At 66.9% G+C, this 26,394-nt stretch carries 23 protein-coding genes and 1 pseudogene; 12 read left to right on the forward strand and 12 right to left on the reverse strand.

Features of this window, described 5'->3' with window-relative positions; all coding sequences use genetic code 11:
- Positions 1 to 90 precede the first annotated feature (90 nt).
- From ACWPWV_RS19635 to nrdH, 4 genes and pseudogenes are all read left to right on the forward strand, one after another.
- On the forward strand, positions 91 to 1,269 hold the full coding sequence (locus ACWPWV_RS19635; protein WP_454044656.1) for a hypothetical protein: 1,179 nt from the start codon (positions 91 to 93) through the stop codon (positions 1,267 to 1,269).
- Positions 1,270 to 1,422: 153 nt separating this feature from the next.
- Positions 1,423 to 2,199, forward strand: coding sequence for a ParA family protein (locus ACWPWV_RS19640; RefSeq protein WP_454044657.1), 777 nt, complete (start codon positions 1,423 to 1,425; stop codon positions 2,197 to 2,199).
- Positions 2,199 to 2,801: a hypothetical protein gene (locus ACWPWV_RS19645; protein ID WP_454044658.1), complete on the forward strand. Its 603-nt coding sequence runs from the start codon at positions 2,199 to 2,201 to the stop codon at positions 2,799 to 2,801. Before ACWPWV_RS19640 ends, ACWPWV_RS19645 begins: the two co-directional genes overlap by 1 nt.
- Positions 2,802 to 4,016: 1,215 nt before the next feature.
- Positions 4,017 to 4,259: pseudogene (nrdH, locus tag ACWPWV_RS19650) on the forward strand (glutaredoxin-like protein NrdH); the annotation flags it as partial.
- 51 nt (positions 4,260 to 4,310) lie between these two features.
- Here the strand turns inward: nrdH and ACWPWV_RS19655 are convergent.
- Genes ACWPWV_RS19655 through ACWPWV_RS19665 form a run of 3 tightly spaced genes read right to left on the reverse strand, consistent with a single transcriptional unit; the run spans position 4,311 to position 7,552 of the window.
- Positions 4,311 to 6,467 (reverse strand): hypothetical protein, encoded by a 2,157-nt coding sequence (locus ACWPWV_RS19655; RefSeq protein WP_454044659.1) that lies wholly within the window; start codon positions 6,465 to 6,467, stop codon positions 4,311 to 4,313.
- An 18-nt stretch (positions 6,468 to 6,485) separates the two neighbouring features.
- On the reverse strand, positions 6,486 to 7,151 hold the full coding sequence (locus ACWPWV_RS19660; protein ID WP_454044660.1) for an ABC transporter ATP-binding protein: 666 nt from the start codon (positions 7,149 to 7,151) through the stop codon (positions 6,486 to 6,488).
- Between the two features lie 17 nt (positions 7,152 to 7,168).
- A complete protein-coding gene (locus ACWPWV_RS19665) occupies positions 7,169 to 7,552 on the reverse strand; it encodes a hypothetical protein (protein ID WP_454044661.1) in 384 nt (127 codons plus the stop codon).
- A 239-nt stretch (positions 7,553 to 7,791) separates the two neighbouring features.
- Between ACWPWV_RS19665 and ACWPWV_RS19670 the strand changes: the two genes are divergently transcribed.
- The 7 genes from ACWPWV_RS19670 (at position 7,792) to ACWPWV_RS19700 (ending at position 14,283) form a co-directional block, all read left to right on the forward strand.
- Positions 7,792 to 8,901: a tyrosine-type recombinase/integrase gene (locus ACWPWV_RS19670; RefSeq protein ID WP_454044662.1), complete on the forward strand. Its 1,110-nt coding sequence runs from the start codon at positions 7,792 to 7,794 to the stop codon at positions 8,899 to 8,901.
- A complete protein-coding gene (locus ACWPWV_RS19675) occupies positions 8,898 to 9,239 on the forward strand; it encodes a helix-turn-helix domain-containing protein (protein ID WP_454044663.1) in 342 nt (113 codons plus the stop codon). The genes ACWPWV_RS19670 and ACWPWV_RS19675 overlap by 4 nt, the downstream gene beginning before the upstream one ends.
- A 1,025-nt stretch (positions 9,240 to 10,264) precedes the next feature.
- The gene (locus ACWPWV_RS19680; protein ID WP_454044664.1) at positions 10,265 to 11,467 is read left to right on the forward strand and encodes a hypothetical protein; all 1,203 of its coding nucleotides are present in this window, start codon (positions 10,265 to 10,267) and stop codon (positions 11,465 to 11,467) included.
- Positions 11,468 to 11,517: 50 nt separating this feature from the next.
- Positions 11,518 to 12,543 (forward strand): toprim domain-containing protein, encoded by a 1,026-nt coding sequence (locus tag ACWPWV_RS19685; RefSeq protein WP_454044665.1) that lies wholly within the window; start codon positions 11,518 to 11,520, stop codon positions 12,541 to 12,543.
- A gap of 55 nt (positions 12,544 to 12,598) precedes the next feature.
- On the forward strand, positions 12,599 to 12,730 hold the full coding sequence (locus tag ACWPWV_RS19690; protein WP_454044666.1) for an antitoxin VbhA family protein: 132 nt from the start codon (positions 12,599 to 12,601) through the stop codon (positions 12,728 to 12,730).
- A 174-nt stretch (positions 12,731 to 12,904) separates the two neighbouring features.
- Complete coding sequence (locus ACWPWV_RS19695; RefSeq protein WP_454044667.1) at positions 12,905 to 13,372, forward strand: Fic/DOC family protein; 468 nt, start codon at positions 12,905 to 12,907, stop codon at positions 13,370 to 13,372.
- A 125-nt stretch (positions 13,373 to 13,497) separates the two neighbouring features.
- Positions 13,498 to 14,283: a zeta toxin family protein gene (locus ACWPWV_RS19700; protein WP_454044698.1), complete on the forward strand. Its 786-nt coding sequence runs from the start codon at positions 13,498 to 13,500 to the stop codon at positions 14,281 to 14,283.
- An 11-nt stretch (positions 14,284 to 14,294) separates the two neighbouring features.
- Here ACWPWV_RS19700 and ACWPWV_RS19705 read toward each other — a convergent pair whose 3' ends face one another.
- The 5 genes from ACWPWV_RS19705 to ACWPWV_RS19725 form a co-directional block, all read right to left on the reverse strand.
- Entirely contained in the window at positions 14,295 to 15,179 is an 885-nt protein-coding gene (locus ACWPWV_RS19705; protein WP_454044668.1) for a hypothetical protein, read from the reverse strand.
- 128 nt (positions 15,180 to 15,307) lie between these two features.
- A complete protein-coding gene (locus tag ACWPWV_RS19710; RefSeq protein WP_454044669.1) occupies positions 15,308 to 16,525 on the reverse strand; it encodes a DUF262 domain-containing protein in 1,218 nt (405 codons plus the stop codon).
- A gap of 399 nt (positions 16,526 to 16,924) precedes the next feature.
- On the reverse strand, positions 16,925 to 17,410 hold the full coding sequence (locus ACWPWV_RS19715) for a hypothetical protein (protein WP_454044670.1): 486 nt from the start codon (positions 17,408 to 17,410) through the stop codon (positions 16,925 to 16,927).
- Between the two features lie 97 nt (positions 17,411 to 17,507).
- Positions 17,508 to 18,182, reverse strand: coding sequence for a hypothetical protein (locus tag ACWPWV_RS19720; protein ID WP_454044671.1), 675 nt, complete (start codon positions 18,180 to 18,182; stop codon positions 17,508 to 17,510).
- A gap of 371 nt (positions 18,183 to 18,553) precedes the next feature.
- Positions 18,554 to 19,606 carry a PDDEXK nuclease domain-containing protein gene (locus ACWPWV_RS19725; RefSeq protein WP_454044672.1) on the reverse strand — a complete coding sequence of 351 codons (1,053 nt, stop codon included), beginning with the start codon at positions 19,604 to 19,606 and terminating at the stop codon, positions 18,554 to 18,556.
- Between the two features lie 414 nt (positions 19,607 to 20,020).
- Here ACWPWV_RS19725 and ACWPWV_RS19730 point away from each other — a divergent pair, with 414 nt between their 5' ends.
- Positions 20,021 to 20,809 carry a DUF4145 domain-containing protein gene (locus ACWPWV_RS19730; RefSeq protein ID WP_454044673.1) on the forward strand — a complete coding sequence of 263 codons (789 nt, stop codon included), beginning with the start codon at positions 20,021 to 20,023 and terminating at the stop codon, positions 20,807 to 20,809.
- Positions 20,810 to 20,886: 77 nt separating this feature from the next.
- On the opposite strand, the gene ACWPWV_RS19735 is transcribed toward ACWPWV_RS19730, so the two are convergent.
- The 4 genes from ACWPWV_RS19735 to ACWPWV_RS19750 form a co-directional block, all read right to left on the reverse strand.
- On the reverse strand, positions 20,887 to 22,092 hold the full coding sequence (locus ACWPWV_RS19735) for a 5-methylcytosine restriction system specificity protein McrC (protein ID WP_454044674.1): 1,206 nt from the start codon (positions 22,090 to 22,092) through the stop codon (positions 20,887 to 20,889).
- Between the two features lie 19 nt (positions 22,093 to 22,111).
- A complete protein-coding gene (locus tag ACWPWV_RS19740; protein ID WP_454044675.1) occupies positions 22,112 to 24,466 on the reverse strand; it encodes an MrcB family domain-containing protein in 2,355 nt (784 codons plus the stop codon).
- Between the two features lie 113 nt (positions 24,467 to 24,579).
- Complete coding sequence (locus tag ACWPWV_RS19745) at positions 24,580 to 25,146, reverse strand: hypothetical protein (RefSeq protein ID WP_454044676.1); 567 nt, start codon at positions 25,144 to 25,146, stop codon at positions 24,580 to 24,582.
- A 261-nt stretch (positions 25,147 to 25,407) separates the two neighbouring features.
- Positions 25,408 to 26,040, reverse strand: a complete 633-nt coding sequence (locus ACWPWV_RS19750) for a hypothetical protein (protein WP_454044677.1) — start codon at positions 26,038 to 26,040, stop codon at positions 25,408 to 25,410.
- Positions 26,041 to 26,394 lie beyond the last annotated feature (354 nt).

The raw sequence follows: 26,394 nt of genomic DNA on the forward strand, positions 1-26,394 counted from the left end.
GGGCACCAGACGCTCACCTCGAGCCTGTCCAGCGCCGTCGACGTGCTGCGACGCCCGAACACACCGACCGCGCTAGCGGAACTTCGCGGGATGCTCGCCGCCGACATCGCCGCCGTGCGCGCTCAGCGAGCCGACCTCGCGGCCGCGCCAGAGGGCTGCCAGCCCCACCGAGGCTCGGCTTCGAACAAGCTCTCCGCCCGCGTCGTTGCAATCGCTCGCAATGGACTGTGGGACGACGGCAGGTACGACTCTCCCTCAGCCGCCCGCCAGGCCGTAATTACCGCATGCGTGCGCGCCGGCTGGAACATCACGGACGTCCAACGCCGCATCAGCGACGGTACATGGCCAGCTCTTGCCGGCATGTACGCCCGCTACTCCCCCAGCCGACGCCCGGCGTCGCTCCGTGCCGACTGGCTCAAAGCGCAGGCCTTCATCGCTCACGCACCAGAGCACGTCAAACCTCGCACCGAGCCGCGGAATCACACTGTGCACATCTCCAACACAAGCGCTTCTCTGTCACAGGGGGGCGCTGACCACGGCTGGATTCGAACGTGGCGAGCGGCGGTCTCCACGTACGAAACGGTCCGGCTGTCCGGGCGTCACTGGTACACAGCACGGTTCGTGCTTCGGGCCATCGGTGAGGCTGCGCACAAGAGCGGGAGCAGATACGTCGGATTCGGGTGCCGCTCTCTCGCAGAAGCCTGCGGAGCGGACTACACCACGGTGTCGGTTCTACTCCACGAACTGCAGCGAGCCGGGTGGATCGACCTCATTGAGCCTGGCCGCCGTGAGATGGCGGACCTGTACGAGCTGACGCTCCCTCGCGACTTGCGTGAGAGCGCTGAGGACCTCCGATGGCAGAGAGGCAAGGTCTTCTCGTTGCGCCCGGCATTTCGCGAGCTCGGGCACGTTAGTGCGTTCGTGTTCGAGGCTCTGGAACAGGGCAGAGCCTCCTCGATCACAGAGCTCGTGTCAGCTACGGGTATCTCACGACGAGCCGTCCACACGAGTGTTGATCTCCTCATCGCGTGGGACCTTGTTGAGCGCAGTGGCGACGGGCTGCACGCGTTCCCGGAGCGGCTGGGCCGAGTGGCCGAGCACCTCGGCGTCTTCGACGCGATCTACGAGCAGATGCGCCGCCATCGTGCACAGCGGGCAGCTTGGCGCGCATGGCTTGCACGATTTGAGGGCGTCTGGGACGACGACGAGGACTGGGGCGTGCTCCACTCCCCCAACCCGGGGACGCTCTTCGCGACGGAGGTGGCCTGAGATGTGGGCCGAGGCCTTTTCAGTCTTCATTCATGAACACAGACATGAAGAGCGTCATGAAGCGTGTCGCCGAGTCGTGACTTCATGCATTCATGCACATCGTCAGAACCAGCCGCCTGCAGGACGCGCTGGGCAACTTGAGAGAGGTACTCGATGACGACCACGACCGCGCTCGGCAACCAGAAGGGTGGTGTCGGGAAGACTACGGTTTCGCTGTGCTTGCTGAGCGAGCTTGCTCGTCTGGGCAGGTCCTGCCTGCTGATCGACCTCGACCAGCAGATGTCAGCCTCCTCAACAGTGGGCGCTGAAGGCGACATCACGATCGAGGATGTCCTGCGAGCGAAGGGTCCTGCTCACCTGTCCGATGCGATCGAGAAGTCGCAGTGGGAGGGAATCGACGTCGTCGCAGGCTCCGACACCATCCAGACACTCGAGCGCGACCCCGACGTCATGGCCGCGTTCCGGCTCCAGAAAGTGCTCCGAGACAACGCCGACCTGCTCTCGAAGTACGACGACATCATCATCGACCTCCCACCTGACCTGGGCACATGTACCGTGTCGGGGCTGCTCGCCGCGGACCAGGTGATCGCGGTGACGATTCCGGAGCCCTGGAGCTCCGAAGGTCTCGACCGCTTCCTGACGACCCTCGAAGGGATTAGGCAGGGTCCGCACCCGTCGCTCACGCTCTTCGGAGTGATGGTGAACATGGTGCGCAGGACAAACGAGCACCGCTACCGCATCAGCGAGCTCAACGAGACCGTGGGCGGGCTGGTCATGGAGCCGGTGATCCCCCAGCGTGTGGCCGCGGCAGAGGTTGCCAGCGAACAGCTGCCACTCCACGAGTTGAAGAACGACGGTGCAAGGGTCCTCTCGGACCTTTTCGGTGAGCACGCCAAGGCGCTGGCCGAGGGCAAGAGGGAGAAGAACTGATGCCGAAGCCACGGATGCAGAAGAGGACTGCGCTGGACGTCGTCCTTGGCCAGCCGGCCCCGGAGATCTCATCGACAGAGACCGAGGACGGGACGAGCGGTGCTTCCATGTCTCTTGTACCGGTCGTCACCGCAGAGAACGGCGCCGACCAGGAGGATGACGCTGGAGAAGGCGCGGGCGAGTCTGAGAGCGAGGCTCGGGTAGCGTCCGTGGGCTCCGAGTTGGATACGGAGTCAAGGGCGGCCGTGTTCGGCAGTGAGGTGTCCGACAACGAGCGTGAGGACGAGCAGGTGAAGAGCGTGCCCCCCGCGGTCGCCATGCTGCCCGCTGCTGTCGCGCCCGCGTCGAACGGGACGAGATCGGGGACAAGCCGCCAGTCCCGCCCGGCCGTGTCGCCAGAACAGACCGACCCTCGGTTCGAGCCCGTGCTCGGCCGGAACGACGACGCCGCCCTCGTCCCCTTCTCCACCCGCCTCAGTCCTGAACTGCGCCGTCGTCTCAAGCTCTACTCAGCGGTGTCCGGTGAGTCAACAACGAGTCTCACAAACCGCGCGCTGGACTACATGCTTGAGGTCGCAGAGCGCAAGGTCGGTCTCCGGTAGCCTCCCGGGTGCCTGCACGAAGGGCCCGTCGTGGGAAGACACCCACGGCGGGCCCTTTGGCCATCTCACGCCCTTCGATACCGAGCGACGCGCGTGGGCATGAAGTCATGAAGGCATGAAGTTGCTGCGGCATCTGCCAGCGGGATGGCAGATGCCCAGTGCCGGTTGTTGCGCCCCTGCGGAGCGGTTGGCGTGCACTACTTCATGAACCACTTCATGCAGTACTGAATGTACGACTGCGTTCATGAATGCATGAACCGGAGCGAGATTGGTGCGGTAGTATGAATGAACCGCGACATGAACGCATGAACTCATACATGAAGCGAATCTTGCATGGCTCACTTCATGCATGAAGAGCGCAGGGCATGAAAACATGTATGAATGAACGTGTCGCAGCGGGATGCTGTGCCCGCGCCACCAAGTTGCGCTTTCGAGTGCACGTCTGGTTGCGCGCCGGGCCGCTAGGCCGCGAGTGCGTTCATGCATGAAGTGCGGCATGAATGAATGAAATGTCCTGCCAGTGCGAACGTCCACCACTGGCGTGAACCGCATGGCAATCTTGCTCAACCCCCGTGCCGACGCGTCGAGCAGAGGCCGGCATGGGCTGGTCCTGGACAGACGCAGCCTACCGTTCGTGGGTGACCTGACCTGGCCCAGCGAACCTGGCCGGTGGGGGAGGGGTGCCCTGTCGGGTCGTTCGGTCGAACCCGCCGGGTGCGTCGTGCTTCCAGCCGGTGTGGCCGAAGCCCGCGTCGTGGCCGCTGCGCGGCCGCTGTGACGCGCTACGCGCGGCGCTTGTTGCCCTTCTAGGCTCTCCGTCATCGTGGCGCGCGAACCTGCGCGCAAACTGCCGTCCCTGTGCTCCACGCCCAGGACCGAGGAGCGACCGAGGTTCCCGGCAACGTAGCGCCGGGAACGACATGACGCGGCCCTGCGGGCCGCGGCTGCACAAGCGCTTCTTGTTTCGGTCCGTCCCTGGCTCCGAGTGTGGCCGGCCGTCCCAGGGCGCAAGTCGGCTCCGCTGCGCTCCGGCCCGACCGCCCGCCAACTTCTCGGCTGCGCTCCTTCGTCGCTGAGCCCGCCCAGAACTTCCCGGCCACCCGGGCGCACCGACTCGCTCGCTGCGCTCACGCCCTGCGGGTGCGTCCTGGGACGGCTTGCGGCCAAACGCTTCGCTTGCAGGGACGGTCCGAAAAACGACGTGGGGGAGGCATCATGACCAGCCAGCAGGTCAAGGTCACCGTGTACAGCAAGCCGGCGTGCGTCCAGTGCGACGCGACGTACCGCGCGCTCGACAGGAAGGGGATCGAGTACACCGTGGTGGATATCAGCACCGACGTCGACGCGCTCGAGCAGGTGCGCGCTCTCGGGTTCCTCCAGGCCCCGGTCGTCGTTGCCGGCGAGGAGTCATGGAGTGGATTCCGGCCTGACCAGATTTCCGCCCTCGCAAAGCGAGCAACGTTCGAACGTGGTGCAACGCGTGAGAGCTCTGAAGCGCGAGTAGACGCGTTAGCGTTGCAGTACGCCGAGTGTTGGAGATGCGGTGCGTCCCATCTCACCGGCTGCACGGAAGGCCCATGCGCGGCGAAGCGGTGTCACTGCGGCCAGGGTCAGCGCGCTGAGAGCGACGATCCCGAGACTGTAGAAGGTGATCAGTGTCGGTAGGTACTGGGTGATCTCCGGCCCTTGGCCTGCCCATGCGATGAGTAATCCGCTGACGTATCCGAGGGGGATGGCGACGACAACGGGAAGCAGGATCGTCCACCGGGATGTGCGCGAGACCTCTGAGCGGGTGAGTCCGAGCCGTAGGAGTCGGCCCTCTCGTGCCGCACTGTCGAGTGATCGGTCACCGAGCTCGCGCAGGATCACGAGTGAAAGGACCAGGGTTGCCGCGATCCAGCCTGCGATATACCAGCGGATCATGGTGGGAACGAAGTCGACGTTGCCCATGACTCCGGGGTTGAAGGCGGGCAGCGTCCCGCCGCCGGCCTGCAGGATGTCCGGGATGGTGATGCCGGCCGGTGTGACTATCAGGACGGCGCCGCCAAGTTCCTGTCCGGGCTCTGTGGTGCGTGTCTGGAGTCCGGTGGCGCGTTCGAGCCATTGCGAGGCTGCGGCCGTGGTTGTTCCTTCGGGGGTGCAGGTGGAGTTGCCGATCAGGTCCTCGACAGGATCGAGCTGACTGCAGTCGTGGACCACGAGCCACTCGGCGTAGTTGTTGTCGTCTCCGTTGTTCTGCACCTCGATGGCGCGCGCGCCGATGCCCTGTAGCTCTTCGTCAAGGATTGAGGCGTCGTCGGGGCGTACGTCGCGCCAGTTGGCGACGATGACGCGGCCTGATTGCTCCTGGGCCGACTGGTTGGGCGCCAGCACTGTTGCCGCCAGCGAGACCGATGATGCTCCGAGAAGCAGCAGCAGCGCGAGCATTGATGCGGGCCGTGTGAGGCTTCGGGGAGAGAACGTCACATTGCGCGCGGCGAGCCAGCGAGCGGGGTCGTCGGAGCCGACAGACATGTTCGCGATCCGGCGAGTGAGCCACGGTAGCGCCAGGGGGACACCGATCGCCAGGAGCACGACGCCGGTCCCGAACACGGAGTCTTGCCGAAGGCCGAGCTGTTGTGCGATCAGGTGATTCCCTGCCGTTACGGCCAAGCCAGCGAGAAGCGGAAGTGCGGACCACCAGCGCGGCTGTCGGGGAGATCGCTGCCGTTTGGAGACCTGGAGCTGGCCGACTGAAGCGCAGACCACGGCCAGGAGAACGGCGAGGCCCGCCACAGTGATCATCTCGAGCCCGGTCAGCCGCAGGGCACCCGGGTGCAGGACGGTGTCCGTGAGGGGCAGCGCATGACTGGTGCCGACCAGAAGCGAGTGCAGGACTACGCCCAGAAGTGCTCCGACCACAGCGAGCGACGCCGCTTCGACTGCAAGGAGCGCCCGGACGCGCGTACCGGTGATGCCGTAGCGCAACAGCATCTCTGAGCGGGCGGTGCGGGCGGGCGAGAGCGCGCGGGATGAGAATGCGATGAGGAGTACGCCAGGAAAGACGAGGAACAGCGTCGCGCCAAACATGGCATCACGCATCGTGCCGAGCGGGGGATCTGCGCTGAACCCGGCCTGCAGTGCCTCGCTGGTGTTCTGGGGGAAGCGCACGAACGGCAGCAGGTTGCCGCCCTCACCGAGGGATCGCCCCTCGGCAGGACGGAGCCATACGAGAGCTTCCGACAGTGCGCCCAGGCCTTCAGGCCCGATCGTCCCATCTGGCCCAGTGCCTACCTCGGATTGAGCGACGCCGAGATCGACGGGGCTTAACCCGATCTCCGCGGCGCGCTGGGAGACCACGGCAGTCCCAGGTTCGGGAAGTGCCGAGAGCCCTGGGGGAACGATCGTGGGATCGTCCTCGTGCCCGGCGGCGGGTTCGATCCAGAGGATCGTCACGTCCTGACGGTTGTGGACGAAGCCGCGGGGGGTGATGAAGAAGGATGCGGCTTCTTCGGACTCGGCCCAGATCGCGCCACGCGCAAGCAAGTGGTCGTGCACGTCGTGAGCGGCGGAGACGACACTCCCAGCCAGCCCGAGGACGAGAACTCCGAGGGCGGTCCCAAGGATGAGGCTGAGCTGGCGCCAACGCTGAGCCGACTCTCGTGCCCAACCCAGGCGGATTCCCATGCGAACCAGCGAACGCACCTAGGACACCTCGACGTGTTCGGAGCGATGGGAACTGTGCACCAGGGTGACGATGCGATCGCAGCGATCTGCGACCGCGGGGTCGTGAGTGGCGAGCAGTACGCCGGCGTCTCGGTCCTTCGCCTGAGCGACCAAGAGGTCGGTCACGATGCGAGCGTTCTCCGCATCGAGTGATGCCGTGGGTTCGTCGGCGATAACCAGACCCACGGTCTCGCGAACTAGTGCGCGTGCGACTGCGACGCGCTGAGCTTCTCCTCCGGAGAGCTGTTCGGGACGCATTTTGCTGACCTCACTGAGTCCCACTGCGCTCAAGGCATTCTGCGCGGCTGCTAGCGCTGTACTGCGTCGTGTTCGGTCGAAGAGCAAGGTCAGGGCGACGTTCTCAGCCACGTCAAGCTCGGGTAGAAGCTCCGGGCTCTGATAGATGAGGCCAAGGTGCTCGCGGCGCAGAGTCGCTCGTTGGGCGGCTGACATGCCTGCCATCGGGCGGCCCATCACCTCCACGGTGCCGTACGTGGGCGTCGTCAGTCCGGTGATGCAGTCCAGCAGCGTGGTCTTCCCGGATCCCGATGGCCCCATGAGGGCCACAGCCTCACCAGGTGCGACTGAGAGCGAGGTACGGGGCAGCGCGACCGCTGCCCCGTACCTCACCTCGACATCGCTCACGCGAGTCGAAGGAAGGATCACGCCGGGTACTTCCAGGGGCCGTAGTCGTTCGCGCCGCCGGGGTTCAGCTCGACCACCCGGTGCCCGTAGTGACGTCCGTTCGTCCCGATGTTGACGGTCGTCCCGCAGCCGCTGCCGTTCACCTTGCCGACCCAGTTGGTCGAACCCCACGGGTACCAGTTGGCCGACACCTGGCGGTCGTCGCACTCACCGTCGTGCGTCGCCAGCGAGTTCGCGGAAGTGTTGTTCCGGGTGTAGTCGAGGCCGCTGTAGCTGTACAGCACCGAGTACGCCTGGGCGCTAGTGGGGATCGTGACCGCCCCAACCAGCGCGGTGGCGATCGCCACCTTCTTGAGCCGCGACCTGAACCCCTTGGACGCGGTGGTTGCCCTCTGCTTCATACACACCTCTCTCGGTGTCAACGGCGAGCAGCCATTGCTCGTCGAAGCGCTGAGAGGCCAGTCGAACTCCATTGTTGTCGCGCCCCCCAGCGACTTGCGGGTCAACGTAGCAGCAAGCGAAAGTCCTGTCTCCTCGCCGCGCGAGGGCGAGTTGGTGTAGGCGGCTGTCAGCTTCGGGGAGACCGGAGTACCGTCTGCTAGATCACATGCATGATGGTTGCATCTGATACAACTATCGAGTGGAAGATCTGCCTGTCTCAGCTCGCTCGGTGCTTGCGAGCAACGTGGTGGCTCTGGATCCGGCGCAGGCTGTGTTGGAGGCGATGTTGGAGGGGTGGGGGAGGCAGCAGCGTGCTCGCTTCCTTCGGGAGGCGACGATCACTGCTCGGCTGCGGCTGGTGCGGCGCTTCATCCAGTTCAGCGGGCTGTACCCGTGGCAGTGGGGGCCGGCCGAAGGTGAGGCGTGGATCAGCTCCCTGCGGTCGGGGCCCGCCCCGCGGGCCTTGTCTACCCTCCGCAACTACGAGATCTCCATCCGGATGTTCTGTGCCTACGTGCGTGATCCTCGGTACGAGTGGGACGTGGAGTGTGTCCGGCGGTTCGGTGCCGCGCCGCGGGAGGTGTTCCACGAGGACAACTCGGTGCTGCACAAGGATGAGTATGAGGGTGTGCCGAGGCGTCGGCCGCTGACGTTCGACGAGGTCCAGGCGCTGTTCGATGCCGCTGACGGGTTGGCCGACGAGATCCGGCGCAGGGGTCGTAAGGGCTCGCTTTCGGCGCTGCGGGACTCGGCGTTGCTCAAGACCTGCTACGCGTTCGGCCTACGCCGCGGCGAGCTCTTCGGTGCCGACCTGGTCGATCTGCGCGGGAACGCGAAGGCCTCCCGGTTCGGACGTGTCGGCACGTTCGCTGTCCGGCACGGCAAGGCGTCGCGCGGCGGCCCGTCGAAGCGGCGCACCGTGCTGCTCGTGCCGGAGATGGACTGGGTCGTGGACGTGCTGACGCACTACCTGCAGGAGGTGCGCGGGCCGCTGGGCAAGGACGCGTCGACGGCGTTGTGGGTGAGCGAGCGCGGCACGCGGTTGTCGCGCAGGGCGATCAACGAGGCCTTCGCCACGGCGCGCGACGCTGCCGGTCTCGACGCGGGCTTGGATCTGCACTGTCTTCGGCACTCGTACGTGACGCACCTGATCGAGTTCGACTACCCGGTGCGATTCGTACAAGAACAGGTTGGGCACGCCCACGCCTCGACCACGTCGATCTACACCGGTGTGTCAGCGTCCTACCGCAACCAGCTGCTGGCACGGGCACTGGACACGATCTACGGCGAGCACTTGGAGCAAGCATGATCAAGAAGATGGGCTACGAGTGGCACCTGCGGCTGCGGATGGCTGAGCACGGCCTGTACGCGACGAGCGAGCTGCAGCCGCTGCTCGCCGAGCGTGGGATCGTGCTCTCGCGTGAGCAGGTCTACCGCCTGGTGACCCAGGCCCCGCAGCGGTTGAGTCTGGACACCTTGGTCGCGCTCTGCGACATCCTCACGTGCACGCCGAACGACCTCATCACGCCCAAGATCGTCAACGAGGAGATCCGCAAGGACGCCACCAGCGGGGCGTCCGTGACCCCGTTGAAGCCGCAGGCGCGACGCACGCAGATCCGCCGGCCGCGGCACGACTCGGCGCCGTGACAAGTGGTGACCGCGTCCGTTGGCCCGTCGAGTCCGAGGCTGTGGTGCGCGAGCGGATCGTCCGCGTCGTCGCTGCCCACGTCGGCGTCGACGAGGCCCGGGCCACGGTGGCGGTCGATGCTCTCCGGGCCGCAGGTGTGTGGAGCAGTGCGCGCGGTCTTCGCGCGCTGGACCGCCATCTCGCCAGCAGGCCCGATGCCTTGGCGGTCTACGACCCGCACTGCCCGCTCGCGCTCGTGCGACTGGCCTTCGCCCTGCACGACGCCGGCCACGACGTCGACCTGCCCCGCTGCGTCGTGTGCGGCAAGACCAACCGTCGTCTCTCGGGCCGTGTCGACGAGGGACGGTGCTGTGACTGGTGTCGCAGCAAGAGCCGCCGCCAGATCTGCGCCCGCTGCGGGGCGCTCGGGCACCCGACCGCTCGCCGCCCCGAGGGTCTGATCTGCCGGCGCTGCTACGCCACCGAACCCGGGCGAGCGGTGCCCTGCGCAGGATGTGGCAAGCACTCTGCGCCGTACGCGCGCGACGCCAGCGGCCGGGCACGGTGCGAGAACTGCGCCCGCCCGCGGCGCGCCTGCGCGAGTTGCGGACGACTCCAGCACGTCAAGCGCGTCACGGAGGCCGGGCCGCTGTGTCAGGTCTGTCACCAGCGAGAACCGCGGCCCTGCGGCCGGTGCGGGCGGCTCGAACCCGTCGTGCTCAAGGCACGCGACGGCAGTCCTGACCTATGCCGGCGCTGCGCACCCGAGCCGGCACACACTTGCCGACTCTGCGGAAAGGACCGACCGGCGCACGTGCACTGGCCGATCGGCCCGGTCTGCCGCGCGTGCTCCCGGCGAGCGATTCGCACTCCCGGTCCTTGCGCGAGCTGTCACCAGACCGCGGTGCTGGTGGGCCGCACTGCGGACGGTCATGCGTGCGGGCCCTGCGCGGGGGCACCCGAGTACGACTATAGGTGCCACCGGTGCACGGCCGCGGGGGAGTTCTACTACACCCGCACCTGCATGGCCTGCTCCAGAAGCGAGATGGCGACGCGCCTCCTCTCCGGCGACGACGGCACCGCGCCCCCGTGGCTCGAACCGCTGCTCACGATGATCACGAACAGCCCGCGCGCGGACTCCACCATGCGCTGGCTGCAGCGCAGCACGTCGACTGAGCTGCTCCACGAGATCGCGCGGCTTCCCCGGCCCGTCACCCACGCCGACCTCGACGCCAGACCAGCGACGCTCGCGCTCTACCACCTACGCGCAGTGCTCGTGCACTGCGGAGTCCTGCCGCCGCGCCAGGAACCACTCGGCCGGCTCGAAGCCTGGCTCGAGCACCAGCTCGTCGGCCTCCCGCCCGGACACGCGGCGGTGATCGCCCCGTACGCCATATGGAGCGTGCTACGACGGGCCCGGCGGCGCGCTGCTCGCCGTCACTACAGCTTCTCCGCGGGCCATAGCGACCGTCGCCGCATCAGCGAGGCGATTCGGCTGCTGCGCTGGCTCCACCGGCGAGAACGATCCCTCGCCGACCTGACCCAAGCAGACCTCGACCACCACCTACGTGGCGATCGCAACCGGGCAGCCCAACTCACCGGCTTCATCACGTGGGCGCGCCAGCGCGATCTCGTCGATGCCCGCCTTGTCGTCCCTCTCCGACAGCCCGACGAACCCATCGTGCTCGCTGACGTCCATGAGCACGATGCCCGCATCAAGACCCTCCTCGCCGATCCCGACGCGTCGCTCGAGACACAAGTCGCCGGTCTGCTTGTCATGGTGCTCGCCCTGCCCCTCACGCGGATCCAGCGACTCACCACGAACGACCTCCACACGCGTGACGGTGTCGTCCGACTCGCCCTCGCCGACCACCCGGTCCCGCTCCCGCCTGTGCTCGCTGAACGCATCACCCAGCTGGCGCACATCGCGCAGCACAAGCCCTACGCGCTCGTCCCTGGTGAGAGCGGCAACAGGTGGCTCCTGCCCTCGCCCGCGCTCCCGGGAGCGCACTTGTGCACCCGTCAGATCGCCGTCAACCTGCACAAGGCCGGGATCCCCGTGCGGGCCAGCAGGCATCTCGCGCTACTGCTCCTCGCTGAGCGGCTGCCAGCACCAGTACTCGCCGAGATCCTCGGCCTGAGCCAGAGCACCGCTACGAAATGGGCCGTGCACTCCCAGACCGGCTGGGCCGACTATCTCGCGGCACGGACCGGAACGTCTGGTGACAGGAGTGGCAAGGATGAATAGCGCACCCTCGAATATCGGCACTCTGCCAGTCGCGCGCCAGGAGGCCTGACATGAGCGTCGAGCTCACCCGTGAGCGGGTCGTGGAGATCAACGCCGCGGCGTGGGAGTACTGGCGCTGGAGCGCGAACGAGGACGAGGACTGGACCCGGGCGTACCTCGCCCGGCGCGGGCTGCGGGGCCTGCAGGCCGGGTACGCGCCCGAGGGCTGGGCCCGGCTCGTGGGAAGGATGCGCGGCCGCGGCTACAGCCCCGAGGAGCTCGTGGCCGCCGGCCTGGCGTTCCGCACCGAGGCCGGGGGAGTGGGGGACGTGTTCCGCGACCGTCTGGTCCTGCCCTACCGCGACGAGACGGGCGCGATCATCGGGTTCACCGCGCGCCGCAATCCCGCGACCGACGGCGTCGACGACGCACCGGCGAAGTACCTCAACACGACCAGCACGTCCGCGTTCGACAAGAGCCGGGACCTGTACGGGCTCGACCCCGCCGCGGTGCGCCGCATCCAGGCTGGCGCGCGGGTCGTGTTCGTCGAGGGAGCGCTGGACGTCGAGGCGATCCGCCGTACCGGGTCCGTCGTCGTGCCGGTGTCGGGGTGCGGGACCGCGCTCACCGCCACCCACCTCGTCCAGCTGCGCGCGATCCAGGAATCGGCCGTCGCGCTGGGGGTGTTCGCGTTCGACGCCGACGACGCAGGGCGTGCCGCGGCGGCGCGGGTGTGGGACCTGCTCACCGACGATGAGGCTGGCACCGCGGGCGCCCTGGTCCTGCCCGACGGGACCGACCCCGCCCAGCTCGTCCAGGACAGCCACGGGCAGGCCCTCGCCGAGCGCCTGTCCCGGCCCCAGGCCCTTGCGTCCGTGGTCGTCGACTCCGTCCTCGCCCGCCACGACCTGACCATCCCCGAGGGCCGCATCGCCGGCCTGCGTGCCGCGGCCGCGCGCGTCGCGCGCATCTCCGCCGTGCCGCTGTCTCGGGTGGGTACGCACCTGCACGCGCGTCTGGCCCCGTGCACCGACCTCGGTGTGATCGCCGGTGAGCTGGCGATCGCGGCCGCCGCGGCGCACGACGACAACACCTGAGCCGGAACGTGGGCCCGGGCTAGGTTGGCATGCACCAGGCCGGGGAAGGACGAGCATGCCGATCAGCGACGAGGAGCGCGCCCAGCGCGCCGCGGATGCCCAGCGCATCCGACACAGCACCGAGCTCGAGGGCGGACGCACCAGCGACGCCGCCAGAGCGATCCAGGACAAGTACGTCCGCGGCTAGATTGACGCCGAGGAACTGATGCGGCAGACGATCGCCCTCGACAGCGACCAGGACGGAGCCAGCCCTTGACCGAACGCCCCTGGGAGAGCGGTGACGAGCACGCCCGCTGGGACGGGTATCTGCTCGAGGCCGGGCGCACCCTGCGCAAACCGCGTCGGCGCCACCACGCCCCAGATGCTGCGCGACCGCGAGGACCGGCGCGTGGAGGCCCGCGCCCTGACCCTGCGCGAGTACGGCCTGCCCGCCACGTACGACCTCGCCGGGCTGCGAGCGATCCACCGTCACCTGTTCCAAGACGTGTACGACTGGGCCGGGGACGTGCGCACCGTGTCGATCCCCAAGAGCCGTGACGGCTGGTTCGCGCCGCTAGACCGGATTGAGGACGCGATGGACGTCGTGGCGACCTACCTGCGCGAGACCGACAACCTGCGCACCCTCGACCCGGGCGACGTGCCGGGCGCGCTCGCCAGCGTCTACGACGTCATCAACCAGACCCACCCCTTCCGGGAGGACAACGGGCGCGTGCAGCGCGAGTTCGTCACCGCCCTGGCCCGCAAGTCCGGGCACCGCCTCGACTGGACCCAGGTGACGCTTCCCGCGCCGGGGGGCCGCTCGACAAGGACGGGCCGCACTCCACGCTGAACAACCCCGCGTGGTTCATCGACGGGAAGGTCGACCAGTCCACCGCCCGACGGCGCGCCCTGTGGCGCCGTCTGCGCGACGAGGCACGTGCCGAGGTTCCGGCGGCGCGCCAGGACGGCAAGGCGATCGTCCTCGCCGGCCCGCCCGGGGCGGGCAAGGGCCACGTCCAGGGCAACGTCCTGGGGCTCGACAAGGACGCCTGGCTCGTCGTCGACGCCGACAAGTTCAAGGACAAGCTGCTCCGCGAAGCCTTGAACGACGGTAGCTATGAGACCTTCCTCAAGCCCGAAGCCGTGCGTGAGCGCGAGGCCGCAGGGGAGCCGTTCTTCCCCCTGGAGCTCGCGGCCCTCGTGCACGAGGAGTCCTCCCACCTCGCCCGCCTGCTCCGCGACGAAGCACTGCGCGAGGGCACCAACGTCGTCATCGACTCGGTGCTGTCCAACCCTCGTGCGGCTATCGCGCTCGGCAACCGGCTCGCGGCCGCCGGGTACGAGGTCGAGGTCGTCGACGTCGAGGTCCCGTATGAGCTCTCCCAGGCTCGCATCGCCCAGCGCTGGCGCGAGTCCTACGAGGGCGCCGTCGTCACCGGGGAAGGGCTCGGAGGCCGCTGGGTGCCCAGCGTGTACGCCCGCGACGTCTTCGACGGACCCGGCGGGCGCGCCCGCTCCCAAGAGTCCGCCGCCACACTTGCCGCCACCTGCCCCGCTGTACTGCGCTACCGCCGCTTCTGGACCCGGGCAGCCGACGCGCCCATGCGGGTCGAGACCGACATGGGACGCTTTCAACGCGGCCGAGAGCTCGTGGAGCACGCCCTTATCGCCACTAAGTCCCGTGCTTCAGCAGGGTTGGCACCGCTCGCCAACCATCGTCGCCCACCACGAGGGAAATCCCAAAGACTCGACCGCGACTGAATGTGACTACGTCACGAATCGGTTACCGGGTAGAAGTCGACGTAGTCAGTGGGAAGGCGAAACACGGCGGCGCCATTCAGTCTCGGTGGAACACCATTTGCGAAGCCCACGCCGACCGCCAACGGCCCCGGGCAGGAGGAAGCGTCTACGCTGGCTATATTCTCTCCGTCTAAGACAAGCGACGCGATCTCACGGCAGAGATAGCGCCCGTTCTTTCGTCTGAAGAGTAGGGATTCTCCAACGCTGAGCACTCCGGCGTCGACGTCAACGCCGATCGCATGCGCCCATCGCTTCGCAACCGTCCCGAGCTGCACAGCGCGTGCATGCTTGACGCACTCGTCGAGCATGCGCCTGCTTGCTGCCTCTTCTAGTGACAACAAGTAGAACTCGACGACATCGATGATAGCGGTAATCTGTTCGACTGCCAGGATGTCGTCGGGGAACGAGTAGGCGTGCGCTAGAGCGTTGCGGCGTTCGACGAGGTCGCTAATTACGGACTCCGCGTTCGCCATGCCCAATTCGTCGAGGACCGACTGCATGGTTGAACTTGGCGGAACCTCAACCGATACGTCGAGGCGTGCGAGCAATTCTCTTACGTGAGGGTGACGGTAGTTCGCCTGGGATTTGGTAAAGACCGCAGGAATTAGGCGCCGATCTTCCGGAAGTGAACTCGAATTTATTGCCGACAGTACGACGCTCTCGTCAATCTGCTCCCGGAGTCTTGACCGACTACCATCAAGAATCGACTGAAGCGAAAGCCGGCGAAATTCGACCCGCACCCGCTCAGGAATCTCGTCGAACGACGTATGGATCACGTTGTATCCCTGTGCCACCGCTATCAGCAGAGCGTCCAGTGATTGTTCAAGGAGTCCGTAGGTCTGAATAATTCCGGCCACATAGGCGATCCTTCGCAGGCGGCTAATCTTCGATGTCTCCGTGCCCAATTGAGGGATGTCCGCCTGGAGATTAGCGACGTCATCCCGCAAGGTTGCACAATCTGCAACCACCGTGGCCCGGACGCTCCTCATATGCTGCTATTGCCGATGACCTTGTCAAGGGCTGTCAGTATCAACTGGTCCCTAAGCAGAATGTCCTGTGGGTCCGTCTTTCGCCCATCGAAAGCAGAGGCGTGCTCGTCGTAGAGTTCGCTAAGTGCCTCGAGCACGGCATCTTTGCGCGATACCAATGCTTCTGCGTGTTCCAGTCTCTGGCTGAATGCAGACATTATCGAGTCGTACGCCAAGAGTGTCGGCCTCGGCACCCATGAGCGTTCTCCAGAACGCTCGCGCCTGATGTAGAACGATTTTTCTGCTAGGACTGAGTAGACAAGTTCTATGGTGCGCTCGAAGATTTGGCCGATCGCCTCGACGGTTTCGGTCGAGAGCTGCGCGTTTGCCCTGCTCCAGTACTGGTCCAGAAACGCGCGGAGGCGCCGTGGTGCGCCCTCGAGGCCGCGTTGACGGTGAGCGAAGAAGCGCAAGACCATCTCGACGTCGTCCATGCTCTGAAAGCGGAGGTCGCTGAGTACCTCATCCCGCTCAAGATCGTTCACGTCGGGGATTGGCTCCGGAATTCCCCAAGCGCGACAGAACTTCTCGTTGCGAGCGAGGCGGGGGAGCACCGCGTTCAGAGGTCCAGTGCTTAGAGCGTTCCGGGACTCCTGCGGGCTGAGTTTTACGCCGCCGGTGTTGATTCTCTCGAAGACGAGTTCCTTTAGACGCTGGGCGGCGCTACTGTCACCCGCGGTCTCATACAGAAGGACGATGCTCGAGATGTAGCGCCTGTCGATCGCCTGGCGGAGCTGGAGCGGCAGTGTCGAGTAGGTGCGGCCGATGAGTTCGGGCCAGTACTCAAGTTCTACGAGCTCAAACTTGTCCTCGTAAAAATCCCAAAGTGCGGTAAGGCGCTGAAGGCCGTCCATGACCTCGTAGCGCGAATACTCGTACTCGTAGACGAATATCGGCGGAACTGGGACGTTCATAATGAATGATTCGATGAGGCGGGACTTTTTTCCCAGCGGCCACCTGTGGCGCCGCTGGTACTCGGGCTGAAGTCGGTAGCGCCCGCTGCGCAATACTATCGGCAGTTCTGCCAATTGCGTGCGGGCCTGATCTGTAACGATCCTGACTTCCCCGCGCGTGTAGCGTTCGACGATGCTCGCGTCACTTGGCTCGTTGTCGGGCGATGGATCCTGGCCCTCGATCAGAAGAGTCTCACCTGGGAGAAGATCTGCTACTGGCATTTGAGGACGTCTCCCTCTGACCGGTCGGGATTTCTTGCGCTCTGGAAGCGATGGTACCGGGGAGGGCGCGCCGCTGGTTCCACGGCGCACTTGTGCCGGGGACCACGACCTTCTGTTCCGACGCGGCGCAGGATCTCCTTCGTCGGTGAGGTCTCACTGTGCGAGGACTCGTCTAGCAGGTAGCCGTCCTTGAGCGTTGGCTTGCGTTCGTGCAGTGGAGCAACCTGCGTCAGCCAAGCTCGGCAGCGCCTCGCCAAACTGAAGGGTGGCGCGTAGACCGGTAGACGTGCGTACTCGTGGGGTGCGAGTTCGTGGGAAGTCCGCGGCTCGGGTAGTGATCAACACCAGCTCGCGGGTCGATGCACCGACCCCCGCCTCTGACCGATCACGCCGGGCGGGTCACCAGGTGTAATACGCCGCCCCGTCGTGTGTCTGCGGCTGCGTCACGGTGCCGCCATCGAGGTCCCGGATGTCGGCGTCGGTGGGGTACACGGTGCCTTCGCGGACCCCGCGGTTCTCGATCAGTCCGTCGACGTGCAGCGAACCTGCCAGGCGGCCGGTAGGCGCGACCCGGACGATCCCACCGGCCGCGACGTGGGTGGAGCCGTTCTGCGCCCCACGGATCTCCACGACCGCGTCTGCCGCGACGTGTAGTGATCCGTTGTTCGCGCCATCGATGCTTCCCGCGGTGCCTGACTGGAACGCGAGTGACCCGTTGTGGGTCGCGCCGCTCGAGATCGTGTACCGCGCGGGCTCGTGCACACAGGTGCTCCCAGAGTGCATGCCGGTGAGCATCCCGTCACTCTCGATGACGGTCGTCTCGGCGTAGCTCTCGGAGCCGTCGGCGTTGATCGTGATGTTCTGCGGGTGTTCGTGCTGCTGCATCGTAATTTCCCTGCCTCGGGCGGCGACTTCAGCGTCGATGTCGAGGTCACCGTACGACGCGCGAGTAGGGCTTCGCGCCGGGCGGCCCTTGCTACACCTAGCCGCGCGTGATCGGGATGCGTTCGACGGTGCTCGACATGCCGCCGCCCCCGCTGCGGTACCGGCCGTCGTGTCGGAAGTCGTACTCATTCGCTACCCGGGTTCTCCAGCGGAGCAGCCCTCGTTCGTCGGAATAGGTGACGACGACGACGTCCTCGAGTTCAACCATGCCCCGCCAGTCGGGTGAGTCCCAGGGACGTGGTGGCCGTTCGCCGAGGTCGATGCGAACTTCAGCTCCCGGCTCTGTCGCGGACTCGGATCGCTTGGGGGCGAGGAAGTCGAGGCGGCGACTTGCCCGTCGGCCGTCCTCCATGGTGACCTCAATGGCGAGGTTCGACGCGCCCCACCTTGAAGGGTTGGTGATGGTCACGTCCTCTGAACCGACGAGAATCTTGAGCGAGGGCTCCATCGCGAGTCCGAGCGCCTCAGAGGCATCGCGCGCGGTCGCATGACTCTCTCGGGCGGCCGCGTAGGCGGCCACAGCGGCCACAGCGCCAGCAATGCCGCTGATCACGCCAGCCGCCGCAGCAACGATTCCGGCGGTAGCGGCCGCCGCGTCCGCAGTTCGCGCGTCGGCAAGGCGCGGCCACATGACGACGCAGGCCGCGATCACCGCGGCGCCTACCAGGAAGAGGGCGCCAACCAGGAGCGCTACCCACTTCGTCTTCATCACGGACCCTTCCGACGCCGACGCACCGGGGCGAAGCCTACGGCTGCGAATGCGCCTCTTGGCCCCTCGTTTCGAATCGTTGGCGTTGCCATATCGCGGGTTTCGCGATCCTCGGAGGCCTCTCGAAGCAGTTGCCGCAGAGATCGCGGCCGCTGCCGCGGCTCTCCAGCCGTCTGAGCGCTTCTCCCGAGGAATCGGGCATCCGATGCACGAAACCTACAGTGATCTGCGCTGGCGCGGCGAGAGTCCGTGGGGACTCATGAAGCCAGAACCTGCGGGAGTGCCGGCTGACCTGCCCGAACGTCTAGTTCGCGGCGAGGCGCGAGTTCTTGCATCCGATGCAACTCGCACCAATCGAGCGCCGATAACGTCCGTCACGTCGGGTTTAGGCGATCTTGGTCGGCCCTGCCTTCGAGGATGGCGGCGAGCTCGTCGGCCCGGGGGAGCGCAGCCCGCTCGTCGGGGGGCAGGCTGTCGTAGGTGTAGTTGGCGACGGCGAGGGGCGCGGGTGCGCCGGCGAGGGCGTAGCGGACGATGGCTTCGTTGCGGCCGGCGACGAGGAGGATGCCGACGGTGTGGGCGTGGCGGTCGGGCTTGCGCAGGCGGTCGTCGACGAGGGCAACGTAGGTGCCGAGCTGGCCGACGTGGGCGGGGTCGAACTGGCCGATCTTGAGCTCGACGACGACGTAGCGCAGCTGGTCGACATGGAAGAGGAGCAGGTCGACGACGAGCTCGTCGCCGTCGATGGTGAAGCGGACCTGTCGGCCGACGAAGGCCATGCCGTGTCCGAACTCGAGCAGGGTGTCTTGGAGCTTGTCCATCAGGGCTTGTTCCATTTCGCGTTCGTGGACGCGTCCGGTCAGGCCGAGGTGGTCGAAGACGTAGGGGTCGCGCACGAGCTGCTGGGCGAGCTCGGAGTCCGCCGGGGTCAGGTGCGTGGTGAAGTTCGTGGGTGCGGCGCCGATGCGCTGGTGCAGGTGGGAGGCGATCTGGTTCTCGAGCACGGCCCGGGACCAGCCGTGCTCGGCGGCCTGGGCTGCGTACCAGTCGCGGTGGGCCGGGCTGTCGAGGCGGGTGAGCAGGACGGTGACGTGGCCCCAGGGCAGTTGTGCAACAGCTTGTTGCACGAACGCGTCCTCGTCGGGCCAGGCCTGGGCGACGGCGCGCATGTAGAGCAGGTTGCGCCTCGACCAGCCGCGCTGGTCGGGGAACTCCGCGCGCAGGTCGGTCGCGAGCCGGTCCACGACCTTCGCGCCCCACCCGACGGCCTGCTGGCGGTCGAGGATGTCGCGCCCGATGGACCAGTACAGCCGCAGCAGCTCGGTGTTTGCGGCCCGGGCGGCACGCACCCGGCTCGTGCGGACCCGGTCCTTGAGGCGCTCGAGCAGCTCGGCGTACCCGGCCGGTGTGACGTCGTTGGTGCTCACCCGTCCATCCTCACAGGATGTTGGGAGCCTAGGGCGCAGGACTGGGGACCGGTGGGGCCATCGGAGCGAGGGTGGCGTGCCCTTCGCGTGAACGGACCACTCCGGTTGTGGACTCTAGAGCCAGGCGGGCTGTCCGAGGCGGGCCAGCTCGTCGCGGCCCGTGCCCGCGCTTGGCGGACCTCTTCCGAGTCGGCGAGGCCGGTGAACCCTTCCAGACGCTTAGACATGGTCGCCCGCCTCACCCGCGACCTCGCTCGGGGCCCTCGCCGTCCCAACGGTCAGAGCGTTCCACAGGTGCGTTGCAAGGAGTCCGGTCCGAGCCGCGACCGGATGAACCGACTCTACGCCGGACTCAGAGAGTAGACGGGCTGGTCGCGACGTCGCTGACCGCCGTAGTTGTTCTACTCTCACGGCATGTCGGTCGACCTAGCACTGCGATACCTCGCGGAGAGCATCGAGTCGGGCCAGTCCTGGCCGCGGCCGCGCTGCCCGGCTTGCGGCTCTGGGCACATCCGCTTTGGTGTGCCGGAGGAGAGCGAGGGCTACGGCTCCGCCTCAGCACGCGACCATCCTGCGTTCGAGCCCGACTGGGTCGAAGGAACATTCCTGATCCGGGGCCAGTGCGAGAATCCGAACTGTACCCAGGTGGTGCACGGGACAGGCGACTACCGCGTCGACGACGCGCGCGACTCGGTCCCCTTCGATCCGCACTACCAGCTCGGCCCTCCCTACTCCTCCTACTACCGAGTCGTCCACCTGCACCCGGCGATGCTGCTGATGTCAATCCCCGAGTCGGCTCCGACAGAGGTCCGTGAAGGCGTGCTCCGCGCCTCCCGGGTCGTGTTCGTTGATCCCGGCGTGGCCGCCACTGCGCTTCGGGCTACTGTCGAACGCCTTCTTACGTTCGAGGGTGTCCCGTCGACCGATGCTTCCGGGCGGTTCTGTAACGCCCACCGAAGGATCCAGACGTGGCGGGACGCGAACGCGAGCCGTATCCCGGTCGCCGAGCTGCTGTTTGCAGTGAAGTGGCTCGGAAACGCTGGCACGCATGAGGACTCGAGCCTCAGTGTCCTCGACGTCCTGGACGGTGCGAGCCTGCTCGACGAGGCGTTCCATCGCATCTACACCGGGCCCGATATCGATGCGCGAGCGCAGTCCATCAACACCGCTAGGGGCCCAAGCCGGCCGGCCTCCAGGAACTGATGGCGCAGGCGCAGGCCGTCCATGCTGTCCTGCACTACTCGATGCCGATGTGGACTCGCTTGACGGGAGCGGGACGGCTATGGGGCTTGAGTGGTCTGCGCCCAGTCTCGTACGTCGGCTTCGAAGGCGTCGGCAGCTTGACGAGGAGAGATGTCGGGATCAGCTGGCCAGCACAGGTGCGCGACCCTGACTCCTCCGACGTGCAGTGGCTTAAGCGCTTCTTGGCGGCCCTTGCGGGCGAAGGTGAGCACGGCGGCGTGGCTAGCGTGATAGCCGGTGGCGAAGGCGACGACCTGGTAGAGGTCGGAGTTGTTCCACTCACCTGAGTGGATCTTGTACTTGACGTCACCGACGGCGCGGCCGGCGTCCATGACAAGGTCGGGGTTGAGGGTCTTCGTGCTGGGCGGCAGTCGACGCGCGCTCTTTGTCACCTGGTGTTGGGGGAGAGCAGCCCGAACCGTGCGCCGCACGCCTTCCTCGATGGCTTCTGGCGTGCGGAGCAGGAACGCCCAGGCCGGTGCCGCACCGTTGTCGAGGTGTCGCGCAGTGCTTGTGAGGATGTGTCTCGCCAGGACGAGTGCGGAGGTGTAGTGGCGCACACGGGGTTTCGAGACCCGAAGATCCCCAGCGGCCAGCGGGCCGACTCCGTCGAACCGCCGCGCGGCACGCGCGGCACGCGCGGCGGTCGAAGGTGGGGTCCGCGGCGAAGTGCTGACGACCCGTAACCCGGCCAGCAGCACCCGGTTCGCGGGGTTGTCGGCGTCGAACTCTTGCACCTCGCAGTGCACGGACAGCGTGCCACGCATGATGCTCGCAACTGTGCGGGGTGCGTCGATGTGGCCGCGGGCGACACGCAGGATGTCGCGTGTGGTGCGGTAGTCCCGGATGAGGTCACGGCGCAGGACGTCCTCGACCTCGCTGCAGTACCAGCGGCTGATGAGGTCCCAGAGCGATTCGCCCTCGGCGAGCTGCGCTTGCGCGGAGTCGAGACGAGGAATAGCACCCGCAGTCTCGAGCAGGGCCAAGGCATGCGGTGTCGGGATCTTGGGTCGCACGGTGATGTTAACCCCGCTGGCGGTGATGACACCGATGGCGTCGTTCACCCGCACGTTCCACGCCGCAGGAGAGGAGGCAGCCTGGTGGACCGTGATTGCGGTAGGCGAATCGCCTTCCTCAGTCGGGTTCGAGGAGGCACCCCACCACTCTCGTGAGCCGGCGAGGCGCGTGCCGAGGGACGCCAGGTCTCGTGCCTGCTCCGTGGTGATTTCCAGGCGTGTGGTCACCGACTCGACGAGGGTGAACTCAGCCGGCCGCATCGGGCCAGAACTCCTCCAGGCGAAGGGTCTCGGCGGTTCCTGGCTGGTCGAAGAAGTACTCCTCGAACAAGGGCTCCAGCTGGCGTCGCCAGACGGCTCGCAGTCGCCGGTTGTCGAAACCTTCTGCCATGAAGAAGGAGTGGCCCACGGTGTGGTGGCGGTCCAGGAGGTCGGTCAGCCGCTGGTTCAGCTCCTCGAAGCCCTCGACGAGTCGGGGGACGTCGCACCGGTGGGACTCGTAGTACTTGGTCAGGATGCGGGGTGACGGGGGGCACTCGAAGACCTCGAAGCGGCGGCGCAGGGCGATGTCCAGGCTGCGGATGCTCCGGTCGGCGGTGTTCATCGTCGCGATGAACAGCAGGCGCCGCGGTAGGGCGAACCCCGTGGAGTACATCAGGTCGGCCGGCTCGTCACGGTACTCCAGAAGGTAGAGCAGCTCCCCGAACACCCGGGGGACGTTGGCTCGGTTGAGCTCGTCGAGGATCATGACGCTGGGATGGGTTGCGTTCTCGGTCATCTCCGTGGCCATCTGCAGCACCGCTCCGTCGACGCGGCTGAACACCAGTCCGCTCTCGTGCGGTTCAGGGCGGAGCCCTTCCATGAACTCTTCGTAGCCGTAGGAGGGGTGCATCTGCAGGACCCGGTACGCGAGCGGCTCGTCACCGGTCAGGTAGCGAGCGAGCGCCTTGGCTAGCCACGTCTTTCCGGTGCCGGGAGGTCCGGCGAGGATGATCTGTGGTCGCCGCTGCAACGTCTCCAGGACATCGTCCAAGGCGGCCGAGTCCCACAACGTCTCTCGGGCGAGCCAATCGAGGTCGGGCCCGGTCGGTCGCTCATCAGCGGTCCCGATCGGCCCAACGGGTTGCTCTGGATGAGCGATCGCCCGCGCGGCGGCGCGTACACGCTCGTAGACCTGCATCGGGCTGGTCTGGTTCCCAAGCGCGCCCGGGAGGGCGGCAGGGTCCGGGTTGCTCGCCAGCAAGAGGTTCTCCAATGCCCAACCCGCGGGCATCTCCTCGAACTCGGAGAGCTCCACAAAGACCTGACAGTCCTCGGGCTTGTAGTAGTTCGGCAGGCGCGCAGTGTCGACCTGCTCGGGGTCAGCGGTCACCGCGTGCAGTCGTGCGCGCCAGAGTTCGTCTCGTCGGTACAGGTAGCAGTGCGTCAGCGTTCCCTCCTGGACCTGTGTGTTGACCGCCTGGAGTCTGGCGCTCAGCGGCCGAGACTTGCCGAACTTGCCCCACCACACCCGGCCATGCTGCAGTGCCAACGCACGGTGGTCGGTGATGGTGGTGGGGCGGCGCTCCTCGTTCCACTTCAGGAGCAGGTGCAGGGGCTCGTACTCTTGCTCCAGGGTCACGCCGACATCTTCCAACGCGGTCAACATGTCAAGGAACCGCATCAGGTCCGCTTGCAGCTGTTCCGCGCTAGGGACTGATCCGCGCTCATAGGCCGCCGCATAGGCGGTCGCGGCCTCGTAGTTTTTTGGTCGGTCGACTGCTGACGCGAGCGAGATGCTTGTCAGCAGGTCGCCCGCCGGGGATAGGGCGTCGCGCACGTCCAAGGCTCGCTTGCGGAGCACCGCTGTGCCTCCGCGCACTGCCTCGGTGCCCTGGTTCAGAGTGAGGTACGCACGCGAGCCATCAGCTGCGAAGAGCAGGACCACGTAGATCCCCTTCTTCGCGGACGCGTCGGTCGAGCGGAATACACCCACCCAGGGCACGGCCGCGATATCCCCGACGCCGGTGCGCCCCCGGACGGAGAACCGGTCGGGGACCACGGTGCGGAAGGCGCTAGGCAGCTCTTCCTCGATCGCCTCCTGGTATGACGCCGCGCTGCGTGGGTTCTGGGCGCGGGCGCTCAACGAGGTCAGCACTTGCTCGATGAGCACCGGCACCTGGTCCCACCGTGCCGCACCCGAGCGCGCGTCCTCACCGCTCCCCACGGGGCGGACATCGTTAAGTGGCGGGTTCAACGCATCCATCAGCTGTGCCTTCAGGGTTGTGGGGTCATCGGTGTAAGCCACAGCGAACCATCCCTGCCGCAGTCGGTCCCGTATCTCGTCTCGGCTCGCGGGCCGGCCCAAAGAGTCATCCAGCAGCAGTCCGACCTTGTGGTGCAGAATCGATGCCGCACGGTCCCCAGCCAGGTGCTGGCGCAGCCTCGTGCGCGTCTGTCCGCTCGAACCGACGTAGAGCAGTTCTCCTTCCGGCGACCAGACGACATGAGCGCCCGCCTCATCAGCGGCGGTTCCCACGGCCTCGTCGGTGAACCGGCGAGGAACATCGAACTGCTGTAAGACCGGGGCGTCCAGGCGTGGCGGCGTCGCTTCCGTGGTCATCGGCTAACCCTAGGTTGCAACAAGGCGGATCAACTCTCCTCGGCCCAAGAGGCTACGTGTCCTAGCCTGACGGGTCGCTTCGGCGGCTGGGTTTGAGCAGTCCGTTCACCGCGTCAGCGCCGGGCCCTGCGCCGCCACCGCGGCAACCGGCCGCTCGCGTGGTGCCTGCTCATGAGGACCTGCAGGTCGTTCAGCCCTCGCCGGGCGGCGTCCAGGTCTGACTGAGCGGCGTCCATCGCGCGCTTGAGGTCGCCGCCTGCTGGCCCTCCAGAGCGCGTGGCTACCCGCGCGCGCACCGCTGCGAGCTCCTGGACGTCGGCACGTGCCAGGTCCAGTGCGGCGAGCACGCGTGACCCGCCTGTCACCATGCGCGGCGAGACGATCTCGAGCTCGATGAGCGTCGAGCGGGTCTCGCGCATCGCGAAGTCGAGTTCGTCGGCCTCGGGCTGGTCCTTGCCGATGTTGGATTGATGCATCGACGCCTCGCGTTCCTGCAGTAGGCGCAGCGAGGTGTTCGCCGCCCGCCAAAACCGCAGGTGCACGTCGCGGCGACGGTTTGCAGCTTCGCCGCGTTGCTGCAACCGCGCGACGCTCAAGGACACGATGCCGCTGACGAGGATGGCGAGGAACGCGACCCCCACCGCGGCGGCCGCGATCACGTTGTCCGGTGTCCAGATCACTCGCGCACTCTAGCGACGCGTCTACTGGCCACCGACACGCCTGGCCCAGGACACAGGCCCGTGGGGATGTAGCTCAGCGCAGATTCGACCCCCGCCGGCCGCCGCGAGCACGACTCGCTCATCGTTGGAGCGCCCGCCCGATTCGCGGAGGTGCGTGGATCGTCACCCCTGGGCGTGCACGTTGCCACCAGTTGATGGGTAGAGCGCCAGGTTGTGGCCCGGGCGGTCGCGGGTCCCCGTCAGTCACCCCACGTGTTGGCCCTACAGCCAGTCGTAGCTCAGCACCTCCTGCTCCTCCCAGGAGTAGTCGTTGTTGCGGTCCAGCAGACCGGCAACCTCGACGCGCACCCTGCGGACCGGCAAGCGCACCTCGGGGCGGTTCGGGGTGTAGGCGAGCGGGACGATCCCGGCCGCCTGCAGAGTGCTGCGCGGCACGTAGTTCGACAGTTCGCCCCTCACGGACACATCGAGCCTGAACGATAGGTTGTAGAGCTCCGAGCCGTCCTCGTACTCGTCGACGTACTGCGGATCCTCTTCGGAGGCACCTGCCATCGAGTACCAGGCGAGGTCCATCACGGGCAGCATCCCCGGCGGTGGTGTCAGCACGTCTTCGGGGGACCGCTCCAGCAGGCCGGCGGCGAAGTCCTGGGCGACGCGCTCGTACCAGCGCTGAGCTCGAATGGGAGGAGGAGTCGGGGCCGAGATCGCCGCCGAGCCCGAACCACGGCCGCCAGATTCGCCGCCGCCTCGGCTGTTGCCGCCTGCGGCTGCCGCCTCGGCTGCCAGCACGAGAGCATGGTGCTGCTTTGGGTCGGTGTCCTCGAGCTCACGGTACGCGACGGTGTACTTGACGCCGCGGGCGGCCGCGAGTCGGCGCGCGTCGCGCTTGTTCACCGAGTGTGTAGTCATGACGGTTCCGTTCGCTGGCCCGTTCGTCCCACGCCGAACGGCCCAGACATGTCGGGTCCGTCTCGATGACTTCTGCTGGGCATCAGCGCTACGCGCCTTGTCCTCGGTCGCGGGCTGCGTGGGCAGATCGCTCGGAGTCCGGTTCATGCCTCAACCGGTGGACCGAACCTAGCAGGGGCCGGGGGTAGCGCCAAGCCCTTGCTGCTGGCCCGCGTCGCGGGACCTTATGGGATCCCTTTCTGCCGCCCGGTCCGAGACGAGGGCTCGACTCCCTCCAGACTCCACTCGGACCATCGCCCGCGTGCACCCAACGCGTCCACGGCAGGTCGCCGCTTCTCG

Source organism: Cellulosimicrobium sp. Marseille-Q8652, assembly GCF_965112045.1.

Bases quoted from the DNA above. Each gene is read 5' to 3' on its own strand.
- ACWPWV_RS19695 (WP_454044667.1), top strand. From the start codon at position 12,905: ATGCTGCGCGACCGCGAGGACCGGCGCGTGGAGGCCCGCGCCCTGACC.
- ACWPWV_RS19740 (WP_454044675.1), bottom strand. From the start codon at position 24,466: ATGACCACGGAAGCGACGCCGCCACGCCTGGACGCCCCGGTCTTACAG.
- ACWPWV_RS19675 (WP_454044663.1), top strand. From the start codon at position 8,898: ATGATCAAGAAGATGGGCTACGAGTGGCACCTGCGGCTGCGGATGGCT.
- ACWPWV_RS19665 (WP_454044661.1), bottom strand. From the start codon at position 7,552: ATGAAGCAGAGGGCAACCACCGCGTCCAAGGGGTTCAGGTCGCGGCTC.
- ACWPWV_RS19690 (WP_454044666.1), top strand. From the start codon at position 12,599: ATGCCGATCAGCGACGAGGAGCGCGCCCAGCGCGCCGCGGATGCCCAG.
- ACWPWV_RS19645 (WP_454044658.1), top strand. From the start codon at position 2,199: ATGCCGAAGCCACGGATGCAGAAGAGGACTGCGCTGGACGTCGTCCTT.
- ACWPWV_RS19635 (WP_454044656.1), top strand. From the start codon at position 91: ATGCTCGCCGCCGACATCGCCGCCGTGCGCGCTCAGCGAGCCGACCTC.
- ACWPWV_RS19680 (WP_454044664.1), top strand. From the start codon at position 10,265: ATGGCGACGCGCCTCCTCTCCGGCGACGACGGCACCGCGCCCCCGTGG.
- ACWPWV_RS19715 (WP_454044670.1), bottom strand. From the start codon at position 17,410: ATGCAGCAGCACGAACACCCGCAGAACATCACGATCAACGCCGACGGC.
- ACWPWV_RS19655 (WP_454044659.1), bottom strand. From the start codon at position 6,467: ATGGGAATCCGCCTGGGTTGGGCACGAGAGTCGGCTCAGCGTTGGCGC.
- ACWPWV_RS19710 (WP_454044669.1), bottom strand. From the start codon at position 16,525: ATGCCAGTAGCAGATCTTCTCCCAGGTGAGACTCTTCTGATCGAGGGC.
- ACWPWV_RS19640 (WP_454044657.1), top strand. From the start codon at position 1,423: ATGACGACCACGACCGCGCTCGGCAACCAGAAGGGTGGTGTCGGGAAG.
- ACWPWV_RS19730 (WP_454044673.1), top strand. From the start codon at position 20,021: ATGTCGGTCGACCTAGCACTGCGATACCTCGCGGAGAGCATCGAGTCG.
- ACWPWV_RS19685 (WP_454044665.1), top strand. From the start codon at position 11,518: ATGAGCGTCGAGCTCACCCGTGAGCGGGTCGTGGAGATCAACGCCGCG.